This is a genomic window from Trichormus variabilis 0441 (assembly GCF_009856605.1).
Taxonomy (GTDB): domain Bacteria; phylum Cyanobacteriota; class Cyanobacteriia; order Cyanobacteriales; family Nostocaceae; genus Trichormus; species Trichormus variabilis.
The window spans coordinates 4,313,819-4,337,859 of record NZ_CP047242.1 but is presented as its reverse complement, the minus strand read 5'-3'; the positions used below and the strand labels follow the sequence as shown (position 1 = coordinate 4,337,859).

At 41.4% G+C, this 24,041-nt stretch carries 21 protein-coding genes; 12 read left to right on the top strand and 9 right to left on the bottom strand.

Translation table 11 applies throughout. From position 1 onward, the window contains the following. Positions 1 to 5 precede the first annotated feature (5 nt). The 4 genes from GSQ19_RS17690 (at position 6) to GSQ19_RS17675 (ending at position 4,075) form a co-directional block, all read left to right on the top strand. A complete protein-coding gene (locus GSQ19_RS17690; protein WP_011319241.1) occupies positions 6 to 2,072 on the top strand; it encodes a sensor histidine kinase in 2,067 nt (688 codons plus the stop codon). Between the two features lie 87 nt (positions 2,073 to 2,159). After that, positions 2,160 to 2,801 carry a MotA/TolQ/ExbB proton channel family protein gene (locus GSQ19_RS17685; RefSeq protein WP_011319240.1) on the top strand — a complete coding sequence of 214 codons (642 nt, stop codon included), beginning with the start codon at positions 2,160 to 2,162 and terminating at the stop codon, positions 2,799 to 2,801. A gap of 169 nt (positions 2,802 to 2,970) precedes the next feature. Beyond that, positions 2,971 to 3,177, top strand: coding sequence for a hypothetical protein (locus tag GSQ19_RS17680; RefSeq protein WP_010998720.1), 207 nt, complete (start codon positions 2,971 to 2,973; stop codon positions 3,175 to 3,177). Positions 3,178 to 3,478: 301 nt separating this feature from the next. After that, complete coding sequence (locus GSQ19_RS17675; protein ID WP_011319239.1) at positions 3,479 to 4,075, top strand: methylmalonic aciduria and homocystinuria type D protein; 597 nt, start codon at positions 3,479 to 3,481, stop codon at positions 4,073 to 4,075. A gap of 108 nt (positions 4,076 to 4,183) precedes the next feature. Here the strand turns inward: GSQ19_RS17675 and sppA are convergent, their stop codons facing one another. Both sppA and fni read right to left on the bottom strand, forming a co-directional pair. After that, positions 4,184 to 6,013, bottom strand: a complete 1,830-nt coding sequence (gene sppA / locus GSQ19_RS17670; RefSeq protein ID WP_011319238.1) for a signal peptide peptidase SppA — start codon at positions 6,011 to 6,013, stop codon at positions 4,184 to 4,186. 64 nt (positions 6,014 to 6,077) lie between these two features. After that, positions 6,078 to 7,130, bottom strand: coding sequence for a type 2 isopentenyl-diphosphate Delta-isomerase (gene fni / locus GSQ19_RS17665; RefSeq protein WP_011319237.1), 1,053 nt, complete (start codon positions 7,128 to 7,130; stop codon positions 6,078 to 6,080). A gap of 449 nt (positions 7,131 to 7,579) precedes the next feature. On the opposite strand from fni, the gene psbA reads away from it, so the two are divergent. Beyond that, positions 7,580 to 8,662, top strand: coding sequence for a photosystem II q(b) protein (gene psbA / locus GSQ19_RS17660; protein WP_011318412.1), 1,083 nt, complete (start codon positions 7,580 to 7,582; stop codon positions 8,660 to 8,662). Positions 8,663 to 8,888: 226 nt separating this feature from the next. On the opposite strand, the gene GSQ19_RS17655 is transcribed toward psbA, so the two are convergent. Beyond that, positions 8,889 to 10,193, bottom strand: coding sequence for an agenet domain-containing protein (locus GSQ19_RS17655; RefSeq protein ID WP_011319236.1), 1,305 nt, complete (start codon positions 10,191 to 10,193; stop codon positions 8,889 to 8,891). A gap of 435 nt (positions 10,194 to 10,628) precedes the next feature. Here GSQ19_RS17655 and GSQ19_RS17650 point away from each other — a divergent pair, with 435 nt between their 5' ends. Continuing rightward, the gene (locus GSQ19_RS17650; RefSeq protein ID WP_011319235.1) at positions 10,629 to 12,020 is read left to right on the top strand and encodes a malic enzyme-like NAD(P)-binding protein; all 1,392 of its coding nucleotides are present in this window, start codon (positions 10,629 to 10,631) and stop codon (positions 12,018 to 12,020) included. A gap of 528 nt (positions 12,021 to 12,548) precedes the next feature. Further along, positions 12,549 to 14,870, top strand: coding sequence for a metallophosphoesterase family protein (locus GSQ19_RS17645; RefSeq protein WP_011319234.1), 2,322 nt, complete (start codon positions 12,549 to 12,551; stop codon positions 14,868 to 14,870). Between the two features lie 61 nt (positions 14,871 to 14,931). On the opposite strand, the gene GSQ19_RS17640 is transcribed toward GSQ19_RS17645, so the two are convergent. Next, positions 14,932 to 15,435, bottom strand: coding sequence for a hypothetical protein (locus GSQ19_RS17640; protein ID WP_011319233.1), 504 nt, complete (start codon positions 15,433 to 15,435; stop codon positions 14,932 to 14,934). An 82-nt stretch (positions 15,436 to 15,517) separates the two neighbouring features. Then, positions 15,518 to 16,033: a L,D-transpeptidase gene (locus GSQ19_RS17635; RefSeq protein WP_011319232.1), complete on the bottom strand. Its 516-nt coding sequence runs from the start codon at positions 16,031 to 16,033 to the stop codon at positions 15,518 to 15,520. A gap of 680 nt (positions 16,034 to 16,713) precedes the next feature. Between GSQ19_RS17635 and GSQ19_RS29775 the strand changes: the two genes are divergently transcribed. Both GSQ19_RS29775 and GSQ19_RS17625 read left to right on the top strand, forming a co-directional pair. Continuing rightward, positions 16,714 to 17,055, top strand: coding sequence for a hypothetical protein (locus tag GSQ19_RS29775; protein ID WP_011319231.1), 342 nt, complete (start codon positions 16,714 to 16,716; stop codon positions 17,053 to 17,055). A gap of 225 nt (positions 17,056 to 17,280) precedes the next feature. Further along, a complete protein-coding gene (locus tag GSQ19_RS17625; protein ID WP_224312222.1) occupies positions 17,281 to 17,874 on the top strand; it encodes a hypothetical protein in 594 nt (197 codons plus the stop codon). Positions 17,875 to 17,992: 118 nt separating this feature from the next. Here the strand turns inward: GSQ19_RS17625 and GSQ19_RS17620 are convergent, their stop codons facing one another. Both GSQ19_RS17620 and GSQ19_RS17615 read right to left on the bottom strand, forming a co-directional pair. Beyond that, positions 17,993 to 18,901 carry an ATP-binding protein gene (locus GSQ19_RS17620; protein ID WP_011316413.1) on the bottom strand — a complete coding sequence of 303 codons (909 nt, stop codon included), beginning with the start codon at positions 18,899 to 18,901 and terminating at the stop codon, positions 17,993 to 17,995. Positions 18,902 to 18,906: 5 nt separating this feature from the next. Continuing rightward, complete coding sequence (locus GSQ19_RS17615) at positions 18,907 to 20,751, bottom strand: Mu transposase C-terminal domain-containing protein (RefSeq protein WP_011316412.1); 1,845 nt, start codon at positions 20,749 to 20,751, stop codon at positions 18,907 to 18,909. A gap of 23 nt (positions 20,752 to 20,774) precedes the next feature. On the opposite strand from GSQ19_RS17615, the gene GSQ19_RS17610 reads away from it, so the two are divergent. Both GSQ19_RS17610 and GSQ19_RS17605 read left to right on the top strand, forming a co-directional pair. Continuing rightward, positions 20,775 to 20,954 carry a hypothetical protein gene (locus tag GSQ19_RS17610; RefSeq protein ID WP_153228523.1) on the top strand — a complete coding sequence of 60 codons (180 nt, stop codon included), beginning with the start codon at positions 20,775 to 20,777 and terminating at the stop codon, positions 20,952 to 20,954. A gap of 60 nt (positions 20,955 to 21,014) precedes the next feature. After that, on the top strand, positions 21,015 to 21,554 hold the full coding sequence (locus tag GSQ19_RS17605; RefSeq protein WP_011319230.1) for a PEP-CTERM sorting domain-containing protein: 540 nt from the start codon (positions 21,015 to 21,017) through the stop codon (positions 21,552 to 21,554). 118 nt (positions 21,555 to 21,672) lie between these two features. Here GSQ19_RS17605 and GSQ19_RS17600 read toward each other — a convergent pair whose 3' ends face one another. Both GSQ19_RS17600 and GSQ19_RS17595 read right to left on the bottom strand, forming a co-directional pair. After that, positions 21,673 to 22,185, bottom strand: a complete 513-nt coding sequence (locus tag GSQ19_RS17600) for a L,D-transpeptidase (RefSeq protein WP_011319229.1) — start codon at positions 22,183 to 22,185, stop codon at positions 21,673 to 21,675. Positions 22,186 to 22,382: 197 nt separating this feature from the next. After that, complete coding sequence (locus GSQ19_RS17595) at positions 22,383 to 23,024, bottom strand: bifunctional 4-hydroxy-2-oxoglutarate aldolase/2-dehydro-3-deoxy-phosphogluconate aldolase (protein WP_011319228.1); 642 nt, start codon at positions 23,022 to 23,024, stop codon at positions 22,383 to 22,385. 326 nt (positions 23,025 to 23,350) lie between these two features. Between GSQ19_RS17595 and GSQ19_RS17590 the strand changes: the two genes are divergently transcribed. Further along, positions 23,351 to 23,932 (top strand): HdeD family acid-resistance protein, encoded by a 582-nt coding sequence (locus GSQ19_RS17590; RefSeq protein ID WP_011319227.1) that lies wholly within the window; start codon positions 23,351 to 23,353, stop codon positions 23,930 to 23,932. Positions 23,933 to 24,041 lie beyond the last annotated feature (109 nt).

Genomic DNA, 24,041 nt, shown 5'->3' with positions numbered 1-24,041 from the left:
TTACTATGCAGAGATTTTTTCGGCAGCTAAATCTAAGCCAAAAAATTGTCATACCACTACTCATAGTTTATCTAAGTGTCTTTTTGTTGGGTTTAGTAGTCACAGGACATTGGTTTACAGAAAGTTTAGAACAGAATTTTCGTCAAGATGTCAATAATTTTACTGAGCGTGTCTATCAGGATTTTCAGTACGAACAGAAAACTCTAGAAACTGAAATCAAACTAATTTCCTATCAAGATAAGCTTCGCCGAGCTATTGAGGAACGGGATCAAGATTTATTATTGCAGATATTATTGCCACTAAGAACGGTATTAGGATTAGATTGGCTGAAGGTAGTTGATCCTCAAGGTAACGTCCTCACGGATTTACGTAGTAATTCACTGTCCCAAGTTAGACTTTTGGATAAATTAATTAGCAGTAGTGCTAGCAGTGGGGCGCAACTCACTGATTTGGTAGATACGGAAGATGGTACACAAGTTATCCAGACCGTAACTTATGGAATCAAATCAGCGACAGGATTACTAGGAGGAATCATTATTGGTAACTCAGTAGATAATACTCTATTAAGAAAAATTGCGACTGGTTCTTCTAAACATCTCATCACCCAAAAAAATAATCGTATAGTTGCGACAACCCTATTAGCGGCGCAGCAAGGTAACTGGCAATTTCCCACACCTGATATGCCAGTAAAACAAATAATGGTTAATAAACATAACTATTTAGCGAAGAGTATCCTATTTTCAGGAACTACTCAGGCCTTGACAACCACGGTATTGTATTCGACATCAGTACTAAAAGCATCACAATGGAAACTGTGGCAACATTTGGGGTTTTTGTATGTGCTGGGTAGTGTTATTGTAGCGATCGCTGGATTTTTAACTACAAGAACAATTACTCGTCCCCTGCAAGCCGTTACTCAGGTTGCACAACGAGTTACCCAAGACTCTAACTTTAATCTCCAAGCCTCCGTTAACACAGAAGACGAAGTTGGTATTCTAGCTATTTCCTTAAATCAGTTGATTAAACAAGTCAAGTTACTACTGGCGGAACAATACGAAGGGCAAAAAAAGCTAGAAGCTTATAACCAAACATTAGAACAAAGAGTTGAAGAGCGGACACAAGCACTGCAACAAAAGAATATTTCCCTCAGAAATACTTTACAGGAACTCAAACTTACACAAACACAATTAATCCAGCATGAAAAGATGTCTTCTTTGGGACAATTAGTGGCTGGTATTGCCCACGAAATCAACAACCCAGTTAATTTTATTTACGGAAACCTCAACTATACTGACGAATACATTCAGCAACTACTTAACTTATTTCAGCTTTATCAAAAATATTATCCCAACCCAGAGCTAGAGATTCAAGAAGCGCAAGAAGATGCTGAGATTGAATATGTCATAGAAGATTTGCCAAAAATATTGGCTTCGATGAAAATAGGCGCATCGCGTATCCGGGAAATTGTGCTGAGTTTGCGGATCTTTTCTCGTTTGGATGAAGCTGAGTTTAAAACGGCTGATTTGCATGAAGGCATTGATAGTACATTACTAATCTTACAACACCGGATTAAATCACAAACTATCAAGGCGATGACCTACGGTCGGCAGAACACCATCACCGATAATTTGAACAAAAAGGAAATTGTTGATAAGCATCGTCCACAATTAGAAATTGTCAAAGAGTATGGTGATATTCCCAAAATCCCTTGTTTTGCAGGGCAGATGAACCAAGTGTTTATGAATATCTTAGCTAATGCCATTGATGCCCTAGAAGAAGCATTCTATGATGGGCTTTGTCCAGAACCAACTATTCACATTACTTCCTGGCAGGTGGATGAAAGCGTCGTGATTGCGATTGCTGATAACGGCAGAGGAATTCCCCAGGAGGTACAATCTCGTTTGTTTGATCCTTTTTTTACAACTAAACCCGTGGGAAAAGGAACTGGTATGGGACTATCGATTAGCTACCAGATTATTACCGAAAAACATGGTGGCACTTTACAGTGCATTTCATCATCAGGACAGGGAACAAAATTTGTCATAACAATTCCCATCCGTTTAGCCGATTAAATACTTTTAGGTATTAAAAATCATAGCATTCTCTATCTTCACTACTAATCTGCTAATCTGGTTTTGCATCAATGAGTTGAGCAACAGATGGGAATTTTGAATCTATTTACAGCCGGTGGCGTGGTTATGTGGCCTCTGCTGGCGTTCTCTTTATTAGCAGTAGCGCTAATCATCGAACGTATCAGCTTTTGGGTAAGAATTTCGGGCAAGCAAAACCGTATAGTACGGGAAGTTCTTAGACTTTACCAGCTAGATAATGTGGTTAGCACCTTGGAAGCATTAAGGCAAAATGTCGATTTGCCCATCGCGCGAATCTTTCTCGCTGCTTTAGAATTGGAGGAGCCGACACCAGAGGAATTTCGATTAGCTTTAGAAAGTGAAGCCCAAGCTGAGATACCTGTACTCAAACGCTTTCAAAATATTTTTGATACCATAATTGGTCTCGCGCCCTTATTAGGGTTACTTGGTACTGTTTTGGGATTAATTAATTCCTTTGCATCTTTAAACATCGGTGATGTGGGAGGAACAAAAACGGCTGGTGTGACGGCTGGTATTAGTGAAGCCTTAGTTTCTACTGCATCTGGCTTAGTTGTTGCTATCTTTACCCTGTTTTTTGCTAATAGTTTCCGGGGGTTATATCAGCGTCAAATAGCTTGGATTCAGGAGTATGGAGGACAGTTAGAATTACTCTACCGTCGTCGTTACGAGAGGAGAGGCAAGCAGAGTTGAAATTTAAACCCAAAGCTAGATAGAGAAGTAGCTACGAATTACTGTATGAAGTAATTGGTAATTGTATTTTATTGTTACTAATTACTGATGTTAACAGGGATGTTTGCTGTAGAATTTTTAATTCTAACTAGTATTCGGAAAGAGCAAATCGTTTTTCAGAGGGTAGTTTATGACTATTTGGGTAAATGAGCAGATTGATCCATCGGGTATGATTCATGCCTGTATTGCCTCTTGCAACGAGTCCCAAGCCCAAGATTGCCATGCGTCGTTTCAAAATAACTTAACGGATAATCAAAAGGCTTCTGGCTGGGTAGCGCGCTTAAGAACAGTCAATTCTTGGGATGAAGTGCCGGTGAATGCTTTAAAACTTGATTAATTGGGGGTCTGTAACTGTCTTCTCTCTTAGATTAGTAAAATTTTCTGCTCTCAGAAGCGGTCATGGGTAATAGGTAATGGGACTGTAATAATTATTAAATTTGTTAGCATAACCCATGACAAATTACAAATTACTAGGTGAGGTTAATAAAATATAAAAATTAGATTAAAACTTGGCAATGTATGGGCTAAATTTTCCCTAAGACATAACTATTGCTGAAAATTTTATGAATTTTTGGAAGTATTAAGAGTTATCATCGACTCTAAAGAATAAATTAAAAAGTTGCAAAAACCGAATCAATGTGGTGAACTATCCCAGAGCTTATACTGCGGAGCAAAGCCGTCCCATTAATTTGGTTGGCAAACAGGGACAAGCAGTTCAAATTTCTATTCATTACCCCAGTCAGTATATCTGTGCCAACCGCGAACGGATATTACCAGATTGGCAAGAGCAAACTCTATTTTGGGTTGTGATTGTCTTACAGCAATCAAAATATCCATTGGTGAAAAGCACAGCAGAAATTGAGAGAGAAAAAGAACATCTGCGAGAAAAGTTTATGAGATTTGGCTGCGATTTAGCTTTTGATTTGCGCGATCGCGGTTATCTAGCAGACCTCATAGATCCTCGTACCGGTTACCCTTTGCTTTCCCGCCCAGGGGTGATTCCCCATAATGATACAGCAGTTGTCAAAGCTTTACTTAATTACCCAGTCTTAAAAAACAAGTGTTGTGTAATCGTCCATCCTCATTGGGGTACTGCTGTTTATCCCAGTATTTTCCTTTCCGCAGCACCACCAACGATTTTGGAATGGGCGATCAAGCGCATATCATCCATGCACGGATGGCAAGAAATTGAGGAAGATGATCAGGGAAACGAGTTTAAGGGCGTAAGGGTGTGAGGATGCGCGATCAATGTAGGTTTTTAGTTAACGGATTTTTAATTCACCTTAATCTATCTTAAAAAGGAGACTTTAAGGAATATCAAACCTTATAGTTAATCTGTAGAATTACTCTATTTTTAAGTTAACTGGTAACCGCGCATAAACACCTTGTGGGTCGTTCATGGTCTGTAAAACAGAGATTTCCTGTTGGATTTTTCGGATTTGCACTGTTAATGGGTCATTTGGTTTAACGTCTAACTTCTCAATTCCCAAAGTCGTACTAATTTCCTCGACTACTCCGCCAAAAAAGCGCTCTTCAAATGAGCTTTCTCTGGGATATTCTCTTAATTGCCAATCTTTACCTAGTTTCGCTGCTTTAGCTGCGTATTCTATGGCGGCGTTTAGACCACCGATTTCATCAACTAAACCAATTTGTTTTGCAGTTACACCAGACCAAACTCTACCTTGGGCGATTTGGGCTACTTTTTGTGTGGGTAACTTGCGACCTTGAGCAACTTTGTTGACAAACATATTGTAAATGCGGTCAACACTGCGCTGGTAAATTGCTATCTCTTGGGGTGATTTGGGACGAGCGACGGTTTGAGAATCTGCATAACGTGCCGTTTTGACAGCATCCCAAGTGATACCATTATCGTTTGCTAGCTTTTGCCCGTTAAATAGCACGCCAAACACACCGATGGAACCTGTGATTGTATTAGGTTCGGCAAAAATTCGGTTAGAGTCGGTGGCTATCCAGTAACCACCAGAAGCGGCATAATCACCCATAGATACAACAACGGGTTTACTTTCACGAGTCAGGCGTATTTCTCGCTGCATTACCTCCGATGCTGTAGCACTACCACCAGGACTATTGATGCGTAAAACGACTGCTTTGACATTTTCATCTTGTCTAATTTTATTAAAGATGCGGGCAAAGCGATCGCCTCCTATTTGCCCATCATCGCCTTTACCATCGACAATATCGCCTTCGGCATAAACTACGGCAATCTTATTTTTAGAGTTTCTTGCCACACCTAAAGACTGTCCGGGTACTTGAGCATATCGGCGCAGGCTAATTTGAGTAAATGTATTATCCTTTTTATCGCTACCTGTTAATTTCTTCAGGTCAGCAACTACTTGATCGTTGTACGCTACCTGATCGACTAAGCCGTTAGTTTTAGCTTCTGTTGGTTCCAATAATGATTGATTATCGGCGATCGCTTGTAGTTTTTGTGGGTTAATTTTACGGCTATTGCCAACGGTGGTACGCCATTCACCCCAAACATCGTCCAATAATTTTTGAGTTTGTTCGCGGTTTTCGGGACTTAGTTTGTTTAACACGAATGGTTCAACTGCTCCCTTAAATTTTCCGGCTCTTACAACCTGAACGCCAATACCATACTTTTGCAAGGCTCCGGCGACGAACATTGGTTGGCTACTCAAACCGTTGATTTCTAGTCCACCCAAGGGGTTAAGTGCAATAGTATCAGCTACCGAACTGAGGTAATATTCCCGCTCGTTCCAAGACACACCATAGGCGATTACCTTTTTCCCGGATTTACGGAATTCTTCTAGAGCTTTGCGGATTTCTTTCAACGATGCAAAACCCAGATTATTTCCTCCACGACTACCGTCTAGGTAAATAGCAACGATGCGTTTATCTCGTTGTGCTTTTTCTAAACTATCGATAACATTACGAAGTGTCATCCGCTCTTGTGTTACACCGGAAAATCTATTTTGTAGTTCCTCGCCAGCACTTGGTTCTCTATCGGTGATGTTCATGGACAAGTCTAGAACCACTACTGATTTATCTTTAACTACTGGGCTGGTATTGCTGGAACTAGCAGCAGCAAATAATAATAATAAAAGTCCTGTAGTACCTGCACCAGCGAACAGAAACAGTCCTAATAATGTGCCTAGTAAGCTAGCAAGAGTTTGTTTAAAGAAGTTACTCATTAGTTATTAGTTATTTAGTCATTAGTGGTAAGTCAATCACGCCTAACCATTCTTACCTATTCATTTATTGTAGGCGCTGTAAACTGCCAGAGTGTTTTAACTGATGTAAAGTAGCGTTGCCAGTGCAAAATAATACTGTGGTGATTTCTGCAATTAATACCTCAGCTAATTCCTGTAGAGCGGCTTCCGACTCTACCGCAGCTTGCAGAAAAGGCATGGCTAAACCGGCGATATCTGCACCTAAAGCGATCGCTTTGGCTATATCAAGCCCATCACGCAAACCGCCGGAGGCAATTAAGGGAATGTGGGGGGCGATCGCTCTCACACTAGTAATACACTCTGCTGTGGGTATTCCCCAATCTGCAAAGGTTCTACCTAAACGCCTTTGCATAGAATTCTCCGCCCTTTCTCCTTCTACCTTTGCCCAGGAAGTACCACCCGCGCCAGCCACATCAATTACTTGTACTCCCGCAGCGATCAACTTTTTAGCCATTGCGCCGGAAATACCATTGCCCACTTCCTTTGCAATTACTGGTACTGACAACTCTTCGCATAACTCCGATATCTTGTCAAGCAATCCTTGAAAATTCACATCACCCTTGGGCTGAATGCACTCTTGCAAGGGATTGATATGCAAAATCAAAGCATCCGCCTCTAGCATATCGATGATACGCAGACATTCGTCTAAACCATACTTATAGTTAAGTTGCACCGCACCTACATTAGCGAATAGCAGCACATCAGGCGCATACTTGCGGATGGCGAAAGTGTCGGCTACTTGTGGTTTTTCCAACGCTACCCTTTGGGAACCGACACCCATTGCAAATTTATAGTCTTGGGCAAGTCGGGCTAAACGCTGGTTAATAATTCCCGCTTGTTCGGTTCCTCCAGTCATGGAGGAGATTAACAAAGGTGCATTCAGCTTTTTACCTAAAAAAGTTGCGCTCAGATCAATATCGTTGCGATCTATTTCTGGTAAGCAAGAATGGTTGAAGCGATAACGCTCTAGTCCGTTGGTAGTGGCGCGGAATTGTACATCTTCTTCTAAGCAGATGCGGATATGGTCTGCTTTGCGCGATTGAGTTTGAGCAGAATTGCTGGTAGCAGGTGAGTTCACTGGTAGGGATGACTTATGGCTTGCGATTACTATTGTATGGGTTACTCACGCACAGAGGTGGAGAGAACGAACGTAGGTAGCCCCGATGACACGAGTTTCATTTTCCGGCGTTGCTGAATCAAGGGACGAAATTTGATGTGCTGAAATTTCAAACTCTTTATCCTTCCTGCGTCTCTGCGTGATAGAAATTATGCCCCATTTATGCAATGCCCATTTTTCATTGGGCGATCACAGCAGTGTATCTGTTTTTGTTCCCATGCTTACCTTCTACTTAGCAGCATCATAGCTTCCTGTAGCCAAGCTGTGCTTTTAGATAAGCAAAGCTGACAATTTGTATAGTTTTTACTCATATTAAAAAGATGCTGAGATTTTGTAAAGTAGTGTAAAGTAGTTACACAGGCAAAAAACAACCGCCTAATTCATAAATAACTAACCGCAATTATAAAAACATGACCGCAACCTTACAACAGCGCAAAAGCGCCAACGTATGGGAACAGTTCTGCGAGTGGATTACCAGCACCAACAACCGCTTATACATCGGTTGGTTCGGCGTACTAATGATCCCCACCTTGCTAGCTGCAACCACCTGCTTCATCATCGCCTTCATCGCTGCACCTCCAGTAGACATCGACGGCATCCGTGAACCAGTAGCAGGTTCCTTAATCTACGGAAACAACATCATCTCCGGTGCAGTTGTTCCCTCCTCCAACGCCATCGGTTTGCACTTCTACCCAATTTGGGAAGCAGCATCTCTTGACGAGTGGTTGTACAACGGTGGTCCTTACCAATTGGTAATCTTCCACTTCTTGACCGGCGTATTCTGCTACCTCGGTCGTGAATGGGAACTATCCTACCGCTTAGGAATGCGTCCTTGGATCTGCCTAGCATTCTCCGCTCCCGTAGCAGCAGCAACAGCAGTATTCTTGATCTACCCAATCGGACAAGGTTCCTTCTCTGACGGTATGCCCTTGGGTATCTCCGGCACCTTCAACTTCATGATCGTGTTCCAAGCAGAACACAACATCTTGATGCACCCCTTCCACATGTTGGGAGTAGCAGGTGTATTCGGTGGTAGCTTGTTCTCCGCAATGCACGGTTCCTTGGTAACTTCCTCCTTAGTTCGTGAAACAACCGAAAACGAATCACAAAACTACGGTTACAAATTCGGTCAAGAAGAAGAAACCTACAACATCGTTGCAGCACACGGCTACTTCGGTCGCTTGATCTTCCAATACGCTTCCTTCAACAACAGCCGTCAATTGCACTTCTTCCTAGCTGCATGGCCTGTAATCGGTATTTGGTTTACCGCGTTGGGTGTAAGCACAATGGCGTTCAACTTGAACGGTTTCAACTTCAACCAATCCATCATCGACTCACAAGGTCGTGTGATCAATACCTGGGCTGACATCATCAACCGCGCTAACTTGGGTATGGAAGTAATGCACGAGCGTAACGCTCACAACTTCCCCTTAGACTTAGCTGCTGGTGAAGTTGCTCCTGTTGCTTTAACCGCTCCTGCTATCAACGGTTAATTCTGAAGTCTTAATTCAACAAGAAAGCGTCTCCTTAACGGGAGGCGCTTTTTTGCTTTTTGCAATTCAGGACTAAGGATTCCAAATTGATGGTTAGTAGTTTGTAGGGTGCGTCAGTATGAATAATTTCTTGTTACAGTGAGGTTTTCTGCACTGACGCACCCTACATTTTGGATATTTTTTTATCTGGAAATCCCTAAACTAAAGTCATTACTATAAACAATGGTTAGCTAATATCATCAGCATTAACCCATTCGTCATAGGATGAATCGTAACCTGTGTAATGAATAAAATATTGATTTCCCTGGATCTTCTCAATGGTTGCAGTATACCAAGTTTCTTCTTCATCACTCCAACATTTGACCTTTTTACCCACTGCATATCCATTGGCATCAGATGAGGCATAATCAGTAGTGCGTATGTCATCTTTGCCAACCCACTCATTATGGGATGAACCATAGCCAATGTAATTGATAAAGAACTGGTCATCTTGAACTTTCTCAATTGTGGCTTGATACCAGTCTTCTTCTTCTTCGTCCCAGACTTCTATTTTTTTGTTGACTGCATACTGACTAGTATCTGATTTCACAGCAGATGAGGCATTTTGAATAGGCTGTGTTATCTCTTGTTTTATTTCTTCTTTAACTAAAGTATGGGCTTGCAAAATTAATCTGCGAGCTACTGATTGAATACCTGTATGCTCAAAGTAATTGGTCGTCTGATCGAGGAATGCGGCGACAAAATCTAAATTATCATCAGCAATTTGAATAAAATTGCCAAGATGACTAGAAATAGATTGTGGGGTGATACCTGTCTTGGTGACTAAATTATTCATCCAACCTTGAACAGCATTGAAACCCTGATTAATAAAGCCAAGTTTCTCGCTAGGATTATTTCCTGGTAGGGAAGTGTTGACGGCTAAGAAAACAGGATTTTGAATTATGGTGTTGGAGTCAGCGCCGCTAATTATTCCCTGAATTTTACCGAGGAAGTCTGGGCCTAATGGCAGAATCCCATCTAGACAAACTAGGGCTACCATGCGTATCAAGGAAGCATCTTGATAATTGTTAGCCAGAGAATTGGCAAATTCTTGGGGGTTTGGTTGGGGAATACCGTTAAGTTTACAAAAAACTATAATCTCGATCGCAATTTTCAGTACTAGGTCAATTGTTTGAGTAAGGTCAGCTTTGGGCGTAATATTGCCTAAAAAAGATAGAAAGCCAATTTTCTCGCTGACTTTATTCGCTAAAGCCGCAGTTGCCATTGCTGTGTCGGCTTTATCTATGGTTTGGTAAAGTTTGATGGCAGACTGATAGCCTTGTTGGGGGTCATTATACAAAGCAGTGGCGCGATCGCGGATTCTTTGAATTACCTTAGCGTCAGTTTCTCCGGTAATCGCACGGATACTGTTATCGAAACCCACTAAATTCTGCCACTGGCCAGGGGCAACATAATCTAGAGCGTTGAGAACTTTAACGGTAATATTATCGTTCGGTAATTCATCAATCAACTGAATAATTGATTTATCCATAAAGCAGACCTCACAATCTTGGGGAATACTGACACAAGAATTCAAATCAGCCGATGCAGATAGCTCTAACCGCTTCGGCTTCTATTCACTGGACAGTATTTATAGAGTTCCCAAGATTGAGAAAAAAGTAACTTAGGACTTACGTACCCAGGTTGTCTGTTGAGAGTGAGTGTAAGGGGGTGTAAGGGTTTTAAACATTTACGCCCCTATACCCTTCCCTTGTCCAAACTCTGAATTTTTCGTTTTCATGGGTAAGTCCTATGAGAATTCATCAGTTTCATGCTCATACTGCAAGGGAAAAAAATCTGCTTTTAGCACCGATAGAAAGTCTTAATTTATCCTGCAAATAATTTGGGTGTGCTAGGTTTTATCGTAAAAATGGAATTTACTGTAACAATTCGATATAAAATCTAAAATCTAAAATCCCCTATTAAGATGGCAGACCTAACTCCTAATTCCAGTTTTAGTGTTACTCTCAGGTTGCAGATTCCCAATCGTGTGGGAATGCTAGCATCTATCACTCAGGCGATCGCATCTAGTGGTGGTAATCTCGGTCAAATCGATTTAATCGAGCAAACACGCCAAGTTTCTCTCCGTGACTTAACTGTTGATGCTGCTAGTACCGAACACGCGGAAACTATTGTGCAAGCAGTCAAAGCCATACCTGATATTAAGTTAGTCAGCGTTTACGATCGCACCTTTAATTTACATCGTGGCGGCAAAATCAGCATCACCAGCCGGATTCCTCTCAAGAGTGTGTCCGACTTGGCAATGGCTTATACCCCTGGTGTGGGTCGGGTTTGTACAGCGATCGCTCAAGACCCATCGCAAGTATACAACTTAACTATCAAACAAAATACTGTCGCCATTGTCACCGATGGTAGTGCAGTTTTGGGATTGGGTAATCTTGGCCCCCATGCAGCTTTACCAGTAATGGAAGGTAAAGCCATGTTATTTAAGGAATTTGCTGGACTTGATGCCTTTCCCATTTGCTTGGCTACTCAAAATACAGAAGAGATTATCCAAGCAGTTAAAAATATTGCCCCGGTCTTTGGCGGTGTGAATTTAGAGGATATCGCCGCACCCCGTTGCTTTGAAATTGAGCAGAGATTAAAACAGGAACTAGATATCCCTGTGTTTCACGATGACCAACATGGTACAGCAATTGTCACCTTGGCAGCGTTATTTAACTCCTTGAAACTGGTGCAGAAGTCACTCACCGACATCCGCATCGTGATTAATGGTGCTGGTGCGGCTGGTGTGGCGATCGCCCGGTTACTGCGGAAAGCTGGGGCAGAAAAAATTTGGATGTGCGACTCTAAAGGCATTATCTCCACCACTCGCACCGACCTCAATGAAGAAAAACAAGAGTTTGCAGTCAAAGCTCAAGGTACACTAGCAGGTGCAGTCCAAGGGGCAGATGTATTTATTGGTGTGAGTGCGCCTGGAGTCTTAACACCAGAAATGGTCAAGTCTATGGCTAAAGACCCGATTGTCTTTGCTATGGCCAATCCCATACCCGAAATTCAGCCGGAATTAGTGCAGAACGATGTAGCTGTTATCGCTACTGGTCGCAGTGACTACCCCAACCAAATTAATAACGTGTTAGCCTTTCCTGGGGTATTCCGTGGGGCGTTGGATTGTCGCGCGCAAACAATTACCACCACTATGTATTTAGAAGCAGCTAGTGCGATCGCTTCTTTGGTTAATCCTTCAGACTTGAGTCGGGAACATATTATTCCCTCGGTCTTTGATGAGCGTGTCGTTACCGCCGTCGCTGCTGCTGTGCAACGCGCAGCGCGAGAAGAGGGGATTGCACGGGCTTAATTAACACTTCGACTACGTTCAGTGTTAAATTTAAAAGTTCTTTTGCTTAAGGATGGGCGATTAGTCCATCCTTTATATTTTAATGGGTTCAGTTAAAGGTAGAAATCAAAATTGAAGTAGCTTAATTTAGGACTCGTTGGAGTTCTCACACTCGTCCACGAGTTTCAAACACTCGTCCACGAGTTTCAAACACTCATTCACGAGTTTCAAACACTCGTCCACGAGTTTCAAACACTCGTCCACGAGTTTCAAACACTCATTCACGAGTTTCAAACACTCATTCACGAGTCTTAAACACTCGTCCACGAGTTTCAAACACTCATTCACGAGTTTTAAACACTCGTCAACTGAGTTCTCACACTCGTCCACGAGTTTCAAACACTCATTCACGAGTTTCAAACACTCATTCACGAGTCTTAAACACTCGTCAACCAAGTTCTCATACTCATGAACTAGTTTTAAATTCTAGGACTTATACTATTTCACTTGAATCGTCCAAACAATTTCTCAAACCTGCAACTTTTGGTCATGAATAACCAAGCTGAAGACTTTTTCGAGGAACTACCGTTAATTTTAGCGGGGCCATTGCTACAACATACTGAAGCAAAATCAGTCACCGTACTGATTGCACTGCAAAAATCTTGTCAGGTAGAACTCAAAGTTTACGCAACAACAAATAATGGTGAAAGGTTAGGAAATTGTTTATTAGAAGGACAACGCTTGACTGTTGCCTTAGGCAAATATCTGCACATTGTAGCGATTACAGCCGTGTCTCCCTTGGGGGCTAGTTTAACTAATGAGTGTATTTATGCTTATGACCTCCAGTTCACCTGTGCTGACCACAGCGTGCTGACTCTAGAACAAGCATTATTTTCCAATCGCTTTCCCCAAGTCAGTATTAGCTACTTTGAGCATCAAAAACCTACTTTTGTGCTTCCTCCAGATTCGTTGGCAGATTTGCATATTATCCATGCTTCTTGTCGCAAACCCCACGGACACGGAATAGATGCCTTACCCTTGCTTGATTCTCTCATTGCATCAGCCGCCAACCAACCCCGTCGCCGTCCTCATCAGTTATTCCTCACGGGTGATCAAATCTATGGTGATGATGTGGCAGATCCGTTTTTATGGGTCGCCAGCAATCTTGGCGATTCCCTGCTTGGTTGGGAAGAAAAACTTCCTGTAGGTCAAGGTTATCGCACTCCCAAGGAACTAGCACCAGGAGAACGGGCAAAAGTGGCGACGGAAGAAGCCAAGTTAACGGCTGGATTGCATAATAAATCAGAGAAGGTTTCCAGTCATTTGTTTAGTTTGGGGGAATATTACGCCGCTTATTTACTGGCTTGGTCTCCTGTGTGCTGGCCGGAGGCCTTTCCCCCAGGAAAATGGGTAACAAGCGATCGCCAAGCCCTAAAAATTTGGGATCAGTCGGTGGCTGATTTACGACAATTAATTTACACACTGGGACGGGTGCGGCGGGCGCTGGCGAATATTCCCATGTACACCGTCTTTGATGACCATGATGTCAGTGATGATTGGAACTTAAATCAAGCTTGGTGTTTGCGGGTTTTGGGCAATCCTCTGGGACGGCGGACTGTACAAAATGCTTTGTTAGCATACAGTGTCTTTCAAGCTTGGGGGAACACACCAGAGCAGTTTACATCTGGTCAATCTGGGGAAAAATTACTGGCGGCGGCGGAGAATTGGTCAGCATCAGCCGGAGAGGATATGGAAGCTGATCAGGCGATCGCTCGTTATGTCGGGATGCCTAGCTGTAACCCCAACACAGGACTCCCCAATTTTGTTTTAGAAGATGGTGTATTTATTCTGGAGCGACATCCGGAAACACTGATTTGGCACTACACAATCACCAGCAATTGTCATGAAGTCATAGTATTAGATACGCGCACATGGCGGGGCTACCCAGCTGACAAAAAACCAATCGCCCCGCCCATGTTGTTATGTCCCCGTGCGATGAAGCAACAACTGCTGCAACCATTACAAAAAAATGCAGACAAGCAAAATCTCACCACCTTTGTGATTGCACCTACCAATGTATTTGGATTGCAAGCGATCGATTGGATTCATCATTGGCAGTTAAAGCGTGAAAAAGTTTTTTCTACAGATGTTGGTGATTCCTGGAATATCCATTTTGAAGCCTTGGCAAAACTCCTGACAACTTTATGTGAGCAACGTCAAAAAGTCATCATTCTCTCTGGTGATATTCATTACAGTTGTGCCGCCCGCTTCTCTTATGGAGCAATTCCCCATGCACCACGGCAATCTGTCATAGTCCAGTTAACCGCCAGTGCTTTGAAAAATGAAGAGACCCTAACTAGATTAATTCACACACGCCTAAAACAATGGCTTTTACCGGAAAAGATCCGCCGTTGGCTGGGCTGGAATCAACCACCCAATATGCTGGAAGTTAAGGCGAAACGGTTACACCGTCGTCAAGCAGTCACTAATCCTAACTGGCATTGTGTATTGGAATGGATACCAAGACAACAGGCCCAGAATCTCCATAGCCAAGTAGATATGTCTACTTTTGTCGCCCCCTGGAACCGCAAAAATCCTCGCTGGCAATGGTTACAACCCCTGAAATTTTGGCAATCTCCCTGGTTTCAAGATGGGCGAGAAGTAGTTGGGTTGAACAATTTAGCATTAGTTCATTTTGATTTACCAGATTCCAGTAATTCTTATCAAGTCATTCAGGATACTTATTGGTTTTCTTATACGTCTACAACGCAAATTGTTTACAGTCGTTTTGCTACTAATTTGCAACCAAATCAGTACTTGTTAAATGAATTTTTAATTGTAGGGAGTCAATCAATTCAAGATCCAAAATGAAGAAAATTTAGGGTGGGCAAGATGCCACCCATGTTGTGTAAGGTAGATTTGGAACTCCTAATTAACGCGATCGCCCTGCTGTATTAGCTGTGGCTTGGGAACGCTGCTGCTGGTATAGTCCCACCACCTTTTGGACATAGGTAGCAGTAAAACCAGTGTTGCAGCCTGTATATGCCCCAGTCATCCACCAACAAGCTACACCACGCACAGCCGCAGTTTCATTGTTTCCGGTAGCATGGAATTGCTGGTTGAACTCCCGACGGGTAATACAAGAAACTACCTGACGCGCTAACGTGGGGTTATTTTCAAATTGTGTTGGTGTAACTTCTTTTTTAAGACAAGTTCTCGACCAACCTCTGAGAGTTTCCGGCTTAACTTGCCAAGCACTGTAAAATCCATCGTTGGTTTTACCAGTTTGCGGTGCAGCTTGTCTTAATGCTTCCACTAATGCAGCAACTTGAACATCAGTAGCTTGTTGTTGCTGTGCTTGAGCAGACAATGGAGAAAATCCGCAGCCAATGACGACTCCGCTCACAAGTAGCGATCGCAAAAGGTAATCTCTCATATCTCAATCAACCTGACAACATCTACTAAATAGTAATAGATGAAGGTAAGGAACAGAGGAAGAATATCCGATTTACTACTCTTCATCGTCGGACTATTACCAATGTCCCTGGCGTTGTCCAATTGTATAACTTACGTGCCAACTTGACTGGTAAATTTACGCAACCGTGACTGACTGGAGTCCCAAAACGATTATGCCAGTAAGCACCGTGAATAGCATAGCCTTGATGGAAATACATAGCATAAGGAACATTAGGAATGTCATAGCCAGGCCCTCGCATCCGATTAGTGCGATATTTGGAATTAATCTTAAATTGACCTACAGGTGTAGGAGTGGAGCGCTTACCTGTGGAAATTCGGAAAGAATACACCAGTTTTTTACCTTCCCAGGCAAATAAGCGTTGATCTGATAAATCAATTTCAATTCTCCGAGGTTGAGTAATGCTGTTTTGCTCAACTACTGCGGTTCTATATATCCCAGAAGTGGGGTCAGCTGTCGTGGGTAGCAACCCAGAAAGCAAAGCCACCATCATAACTATCGCACCTGTCAACAAATTTCCTGAGCGACGTGTCCAAATATTAAGAATCCAGCTTTGCATATCCCATCACCTTCTTGATTATGCAAACATCATCAATTCCTAGATTTTGAAGTTCCCAATATCCAAGATTCATCACAAAAATCTTGGCATTTTGTAGCGGTTGTAATTCTAGGAGCTTTTGAATTAAAGTTTAGCGAAAGTCTGGATTTACGCTAATTCCCTTGAGACAGATTCCGAGATTTTCCTCTTCTATAAATTACTTCATGTTCAGTGATTCACATTCCGGAAATTCACAGTAGACATTTCTTTCAAAATAAATGTAATTGTCTTGCTTTGTAGATATTTAAAACTTGTTGCGCCACTACTTAAGATTTACTTTATAAATTGTTTCTTAAATAAAAACTAGTAAATTAACGGTTGATCAAAAATAGAAATATTACCATTCAATAAGGATTTTCTTCGGTTGAATAACTATTAGTAACAATACTAATTTTTATATATTAGCTACATGAAGACGGGCAAGCTTTATACGGAAAATACAGTCACATCTTTATCTATTAATAAACTTAAGCTTGGTTTTCTAAAAATATGATAAAGCAAGGTGATAATCAATTGCTGATATAGGAAATACTTATTAAAATTCAAACTATGACGGACTGTAAAACTTTGAGTAGAACATCTGTTAACTTAACTCCTCCAATAGCAATACCAATTTCTCAAAATTTAAATTTTAGCCACACATGAAACGCAAATTCTCTTGTATATCCGTCTCTGCCTTATTAGTTACTGGAATTCTTTCTGCCTCAATTGTTGCACCAGCGTATGCTAAAGCTGGTGGTCAAGGTCAAGGTCAAACCAGTGGTGGTCAAGGTCAAGGTCAAACCAGTGGCGGTCAAGGTCAAGGTCAAACCAGTGGCGGTCAAGGTCAAGGTCAAACCAGTGGTGGTCAAGGTCAAGGTCAAACCAGTGGTGGTCAAGGTCAAACCAGTAGTGGTCAAGGTCAAACCAGTGGCGGTCAAACTTCTTCAGCAATATGCAGCATTTGTACATTAAAGAATTATTTGTCAGTTTTAAAGAATTAGTGTCCAGGCACTCGATTTTTTGAGTCCTTTGGAATGAGAGCCAAGCTCTAGTTCGGTAAATTCCAGTTTTAAAGAATTAGTGTCACTTTTCACCCACAATAGTAAAATCATGCTCTAACAGGTACGGAAACAGTAGTTTGGGCATTCCAAAGGGCATAATTGGCGGGCGTGACTTGAGAATTGTTATCTAGGTAACGTATAGGTATTACCTATAACGATAAAACATTGTTAGAGCCTGGTTTAGCGGCTCTAACTGTACCTAGACTTGACGTAAATATGAGCAACACTGGACGTAATAAAAAACTAGCTTCATTCAACTGCGATGTAGAACTTTGGGAAAAGTTCACCCGCCAGTGTCGAGATAACAGTACAACAGCCACTGCCGTACTAATTAATTTTATCTCCCAGTATGTAAATAATCCCTTAAACGAAGTAGTTAAGAGTTCAAGGAATATAAAAGATCCAGGAAAAATAGATTGGGAACATCTGATTAAACAACAGGTAGATAAGTACCTAGAACAACATTTGCCCTCTTACCTGGATAAACATATAGCTAGTAATCAGCAAAAAAGTCAAAAACGACAAATGAATACTCAAAATAAAGAGTATTGGTTAGTCAAAGAGCGAGCTAAATATTTAGGAAGAGAAATAACTGATAATCAACTCATACATATCGAATTGTATGCTAATGATGCTTTTAAACAACGGCACGGAACTTTACCCAAGAAAAAGCTATTTCAGAATATTGAATTTTTTACTTATCCAAAAAGTGATGTTGATATTTTAGATGTAGCGATATTAAAAATAACGGGTGATTAAAAAATCTAAAAAGACTTACCTTTATGAAAGTGGGGGAACTCAAACTTGTGCTAGAGACGAATGGGACTTTTCAACTAGGATACTCCATTAACAATGGTTATCTGTTTGAGTTTAGTAGCTAAGTGGATATTCTGTTAACAGGTTTACTACGAGTGAACAGAATGGACTTTAAAGATGAAATATTTAGAGCTAAGTCAGGCTTTTCTAGGGAGAAAATTGCAATTTTTCGTAGCATTTCATATAAAGTTTCAGCCTGTCCCCCTGACCTTTCATAAAGAATGTTTACAATGCCACTATCACTTGTAAGATTTAATGGTTGCTTCCAGCCATCTAGAACTTGAGACTCCCAACTTGATATGACTTCTGCTGTTTCTTGTTTTTGAAATGAGCTAAATTCATGCCAATCTAAGAATGTATTGGCTACATCTGTATATTTCTTACTTTGACGAGTGAGAATTTCATGTAGATAAAGCGAACCAACAGGAACTACGGAAATTTTTAAATGGCGAGTAATTTCAACAAGCTCGTTAAAAGATTGATAGGTGAGGTAATGTGCATTCCCAATGATTAGCACACTAACGTTGTAGTAACTAAGTGTCATCCAAGTACGATTTCTTAAGAGTTTTAATTGACATACGCCCGTAAAAGGATTACTCAGTTCTGACAAAATTGCTAGAAATAAATCTGTTGGCGTACCCGGTTGCTGAACTTGTGCATAAACAACAGGCATAGGAATTGTGTGTAAGGTTCCACGTTTGCGTACATATCTCAAGCGATAAAATTGACAAGCTTTTCTTAAATCTGCACAACTAACTGCAACAACATAACCATTAGCTCTAGACTCACGTTGGAAATCTAACCAATTGAAAAGTTGTCGGTCTCGAATGAAAAGGTAATAGGTATCGCTTTTTCTTAGACGCTCAATCAAAGATTCTACTTCTGGTGAATGTTTTGATAGCGCTTCGGGAGAAGTTTGAGGCTCTTGTTCTTCTATAAATTGTTGATAATTTGGTGATGATTGCGTCATAAAAGCTACCAATTCTCTTCAATAATTTGGTTCCAGTCATAAGCAATGCTTTGACTCGATTTAGCGCATTGTTGTTTAGGCTCACTGACCAAATTTATTGCTGATTGTTGAGATAGCTCAGGAGCGTCTGTTTCCTTTTCTAAAACAACAGTAGTCTCGTTTTCTTCAGGAAATAATTCAATGACTTTGCTTTGAACCGATTTGCGGTTAATGCGTTTTTGTTCTGATGCTCGTCGTTGTTTAAGAGTCCTAATTTTCTCTTGAGCAAACTCATTTAAAGCTAGTCGCTCTGATAAAATTGACGACTGGTCAATAGTTTTACCACAAGAACGAACCTTTTGCTTTATTGCCTTCCACTCCTTCAAGGACAGACGTTCTTCATCTAAATCTCTGGCTTTTACCGTACCTAGAAAAACAGACGCTTGATTGTTCTTCTCCACGCTATAAACCAGGAGAGTAACAATATTGCTGGGATTGTATCTGAGAGTAACTTGCTGTCCCTCAAACTTTTGTAGCCAAGTGGCACTATAGATTAGACACTCAAACTGTACACAGCCATACGCTTGCACACAGCGCGGTACTGTCTTCATTAAGCATATATCTAACTCGCGTTCTTCTAATAGCTTAGGTTGTTTGCCAATTAACCCTGCCCACCACCGTTGAATTCGTGTCTGATTTTTGACTCTAGGATAGAGATGTTGATTGTAGTGGTCAACAAAATATCGAGTTAATATTTTCTCAAATTCTTCGTAGGTTATACAGGCATATTTTTCGGCATCTAATGGTCTTTTTTGGACATTGGAGCCTTTATAGCCAGGTAGCATTGACAAAACTTCTTTATTTGCTTTATCAAACAGGCTTTCAATCAGACCTCCTTGCTGTGGATAAGCACGTAACCGTAGTTGAATATTCAAATCCATTGCAATTCGTCGCAAATGCCCCGATCTAAATTCCTTGGCTCGGTCTGTGACAATATATTCAGGCAGTCCCGCAAGCATCCACTCATGTTGTATTTGGTAATCAGGCGGATACTGTTTGGCTAAAATCGCATGACGCAGGGCTAGTGCTACTTCATGAGACCCTGCTGCCTCAAAGCCCAGATAGAACCCCATTGCACACCCGGAATAGCTATCGATGACCACAGTAATGTAGAGACTGCCAGCTAGTTCTAAATTCTCATCTACTAATAAAGTGTCTAAACGAGTATGGTCTATTTGCCAGACTTGATTGCTACGCTCAACTACTAACTCTCCTGCCGTTGTCTTAATTACAATCCGAGAACCTTGCCCTGGATGTCGGACTTTTTTCTTTTCGACTAAGGGAGCTAGCACTTGATAAACAAACACATGGCTTGGGTATTCACTCTCTTTCAACCCTAATTCCAATTCGGCGTGTCCCTTCACCTGGTTGTAAACTTGGTTGCGATTCATGCGACGGCTATTTTTATTGCCATCTCTATAAGTTTTTTCGATAAAATTCACCCAATACTCGACGCTGGGCTGCCACTGCTTTTTCCCTCTACGTTTACCAGCATCCGCGCGTTTGGTTTTGATTATTGCTGCTAATCCTTCAATGTCTGCCTTAGACAACATACGGGTAATGGTTCTTGGATGCTTCCCTAATTTTTGCGCCCACTGTCTGATACGTTCCTGTTTGCCATTATCAGAATTAGTCTGGATATCCTCTATCGCATCCATTTTCAAGAGAATTTCTCTTTTCATCTGGGCATCCTCAATTTGCTCAATCAAGATTTTGTGGTCTTGTTGAGTGGGAGCCGTCAACTCCATGCCTATGGGTGTCACCTCAAACAGATTATTTTGTTCACCTTGGCTAACTTTCTTTTCTAGCATTGCTGCTTTTAAGTATCACAAACGTGCAACTTCCGCTTAAAGCGGCATTTAATTATTTAAGCTTAGAGGTGCCACTTTTTCAAGAAAAGGCATTTAATTATTTAAATTTTGAGGAGTCAGTTTTTAGAGAAAAGGCATTTAATTATTTAAAAGCCTTCAAAGAATATAAAAGGGCTAAAAAGCCTAAAATACTTACTGTATAAGCTTTTTAGCCTCTATAACAGCAAGACATTAATTCCTTAAAATTGACAAATAATTCTTTAATGGACAGCATTGCTGATATTTCACTTGGAGGTGTTTCAGCTACAGCTTGTGACGGCCCAAATGCTGGTAACGACACAGGGGCTGTAGGTACTTTGCTCTCTAAATTAAATGATGATAGTCTCTTTAGCAGCTTTGTTGGTACTGGCGTGCAATGGAGTTTAGCGGGCAAATCTGATGACGCAAATCCCTTTGCGATTACGGCAGACAATGGCTCTAGCTCAGGTGCATTTAATTTTGGATCAGCATTATCAAGTAACACATTTGTAGTGAGTCTCAAAGCAGGTAATGGTTACAGCGCTTACCTATTCAAAGATTATGATTTCTCTCAAGGCTTAACGGGAATCTTCAATACCATTGGTGTTGCTTTGGATGGTAGTGGAAATGCAGGTAAAGCTTTATCTCATGCCTCATTATTCGTCTCTAATATAAAGATAAATACTCCCCCTCCCCGTACTTACGTACCTGAACCTGCTTCTTTGTTGGGTCTTGGTTTATTAGCAACTGGAATGATAAAAGTTCGCCGTCGTCGTTCAATCTAATTTCTTTTATTTTTGATCAACTTCACTAATCGCACACAACATTTTTGTTAGATATAGTAGGTTGAAAACTTAAAATCGTTACAGGTTATAGCCCGTAACGATTTTTTGTTTGTATGCACTACTTTTGAATGACAACTGGTGTTCCTAAAGATGCCCAATTGAATAGCCATTTAGCATGATTGGGGGCGAGGTTTACACAGCCATTACTTACGGGTGTACCAAATTTTTTATGCCAATATGCACCGTGAATTCCGTAATTACCGCTATAAAACATGGCGTAGGGAACGTTGGGAACATCATAGTTTCTACCACGCATCCGCGTAGATTTATGCTTTGATTGAATCTTAAAAGAACCTATGCGGGTGGGTGTCGATCTTTTACCAGAGGAAATGACGATCGCATATACAGGTTTTCCACCTTCCCAAGCGGTTAATCTTTGATTGGCAAGATTAATTTGAATCCAACGTTGATCGGATTTTTGTAAAGTCTCGATAGTATTTTCAATTTTTTGTGGGGTGGAAATTGCTAATGCTTCACCAGAGCCGGTACTCACCATACTCAAGGATAATGTTGCACTAGCAACGAACATTTTTAAACCACGTTTCCAGTCGAGATAAATCAGTGATTTCATAGTTGAAACACATCAATCATGGAGTTAAAGCCGATTTTGAGAAATCAACTATAACAGTGGCTTTTCAATAATTTCATCCTGAAAACTACGCTAATTCAAAATTTAAGGGTGTAGGGGTTTAAGGGTGTAGGGGTATAGGTGAAAGGCATCTTTTTTGTTTGAGAGTGAAACTTATTTTTGATCCTTATTACCAAGCTTTAGGTTATAATGCTTAGTTCTTGAGTTAAGTTCCTGGCTAATTGGGCGATCGCTTGCCAATTTTTCGCTTTCACTAGTTGCTGAGGAAATAACTCTCCACCTAAACCAACGGCGATCGCACCTGCTTGGATTAGTCTTTTGGCATTTTCCAGGGTTACCCCCCCGGTGGGAATTAAGGGAATATGACCTAAAGGCCCTTGCAGACTTTTAATATAATCAGCCCCCCCTAAAGCTTGCACGGGGAATACTTTGACACAACTTGCACCATTAGCCCAAGCATTAACAATTTCCGTAGGGGTGAGTGCGCCGGGAATGATGGGTATGTTTTTGATGACAGATGCTTTGATCATGACTGAGTCAACATGAGGCGTAAATAGAAATTCTGCCCCACAGGCGATCGCTTCTTCTAGTTGCTGCAAATTAAATAATGTGCCAGTACCAATAATACATTCCGGTAACTGCTCACGTAATTTGGTGATTAATTCCCCTGGGCGATCGCTATTCCAGGTAATTTCAATGAGCTGTATTCCCCCAGAAGCTACAGCCAGAGCCATTTGCAACCCTAATTCCAGTTTCGGGGCGCGGATGACTGCGATCGCTCGCTGTTTTTGCAACTGTGATAACCAATCTTGAGTAGACATTGTAACGGAGGCAGAAGCGTTCGATTCTCAATTACCAGACTGACATATATATAGGACTTACGCATGAAAACGAAAGATCAAGGGTTTGGAGAAGGGTATAGGGGTGTAGGGGTATAATCTGGAAGTTTTTTTTGCTTGCTTCTTCCACCAGATAGATATTTACCATGCACCCTTAGTCAGATGGAAGACCATTAGGAAGTATTTAAGCTGAGTTTAACAAGGCAGTAACAAATATCAGACGAGCAATACTAAGTTGAACAACGGTGTATAGCTTCTTGGTAAAGAAAATAATGGCCAAGGTGTGTTGGGAATAACTTACTCAAATCATGAGAAATAAATCCCTGGGTGTGGGAAAACGACTAACTCGCAATTGGTGGACAGTGGTGGCGCGGGGAGCGGTCGCCATTATTTTTGGTTTAGTGGCTTTATGCTGGCCGATTCTGACCTTAAAGTCATTGGTGTACCTGTTTGGGAGTTTTTGGCTGCTGGGGGGAATATTATTGGCGATCGCAGCATTTCAAGATCGGTTACAGGACAATCATAGTAAATTATTGTTACTAGAAGGAATCATAGGTATTGGAGTAGGAGCGATCGCTTTTATTTACCCTGGGATCACTGCATTTGTATTACTTTACTTAATTGCTGCTTGGGCAATTTGTACAGGCATATTCGAGATTCTTACATCTGTGCAACTACGACAAGCAATAGACAATCAGTGGCTTCCCGCAGTAGCCGGAATTCTTTCTCTCATCTTCGGTATCATATTGATTACCTGGCCAGTAGCGGAGGCTTTGGCTATTCTGTGGTTAATTGCTGCCTATACCATCCTGTTTGGCACACTGCTCTTAATTATGGGTTTCCGATTACGTAGTTGGGGGTTGAAAAATTCACAACTAATCACAAACTAACCTTATGTCCCAATATTTCGGAAAAGTGCATCAGAGCCATTTTGGACTACTCTGGGGAATGTACAAGCAATAGAACAAAGCGATTGCTGAAGATATTAACCCAGTTGTC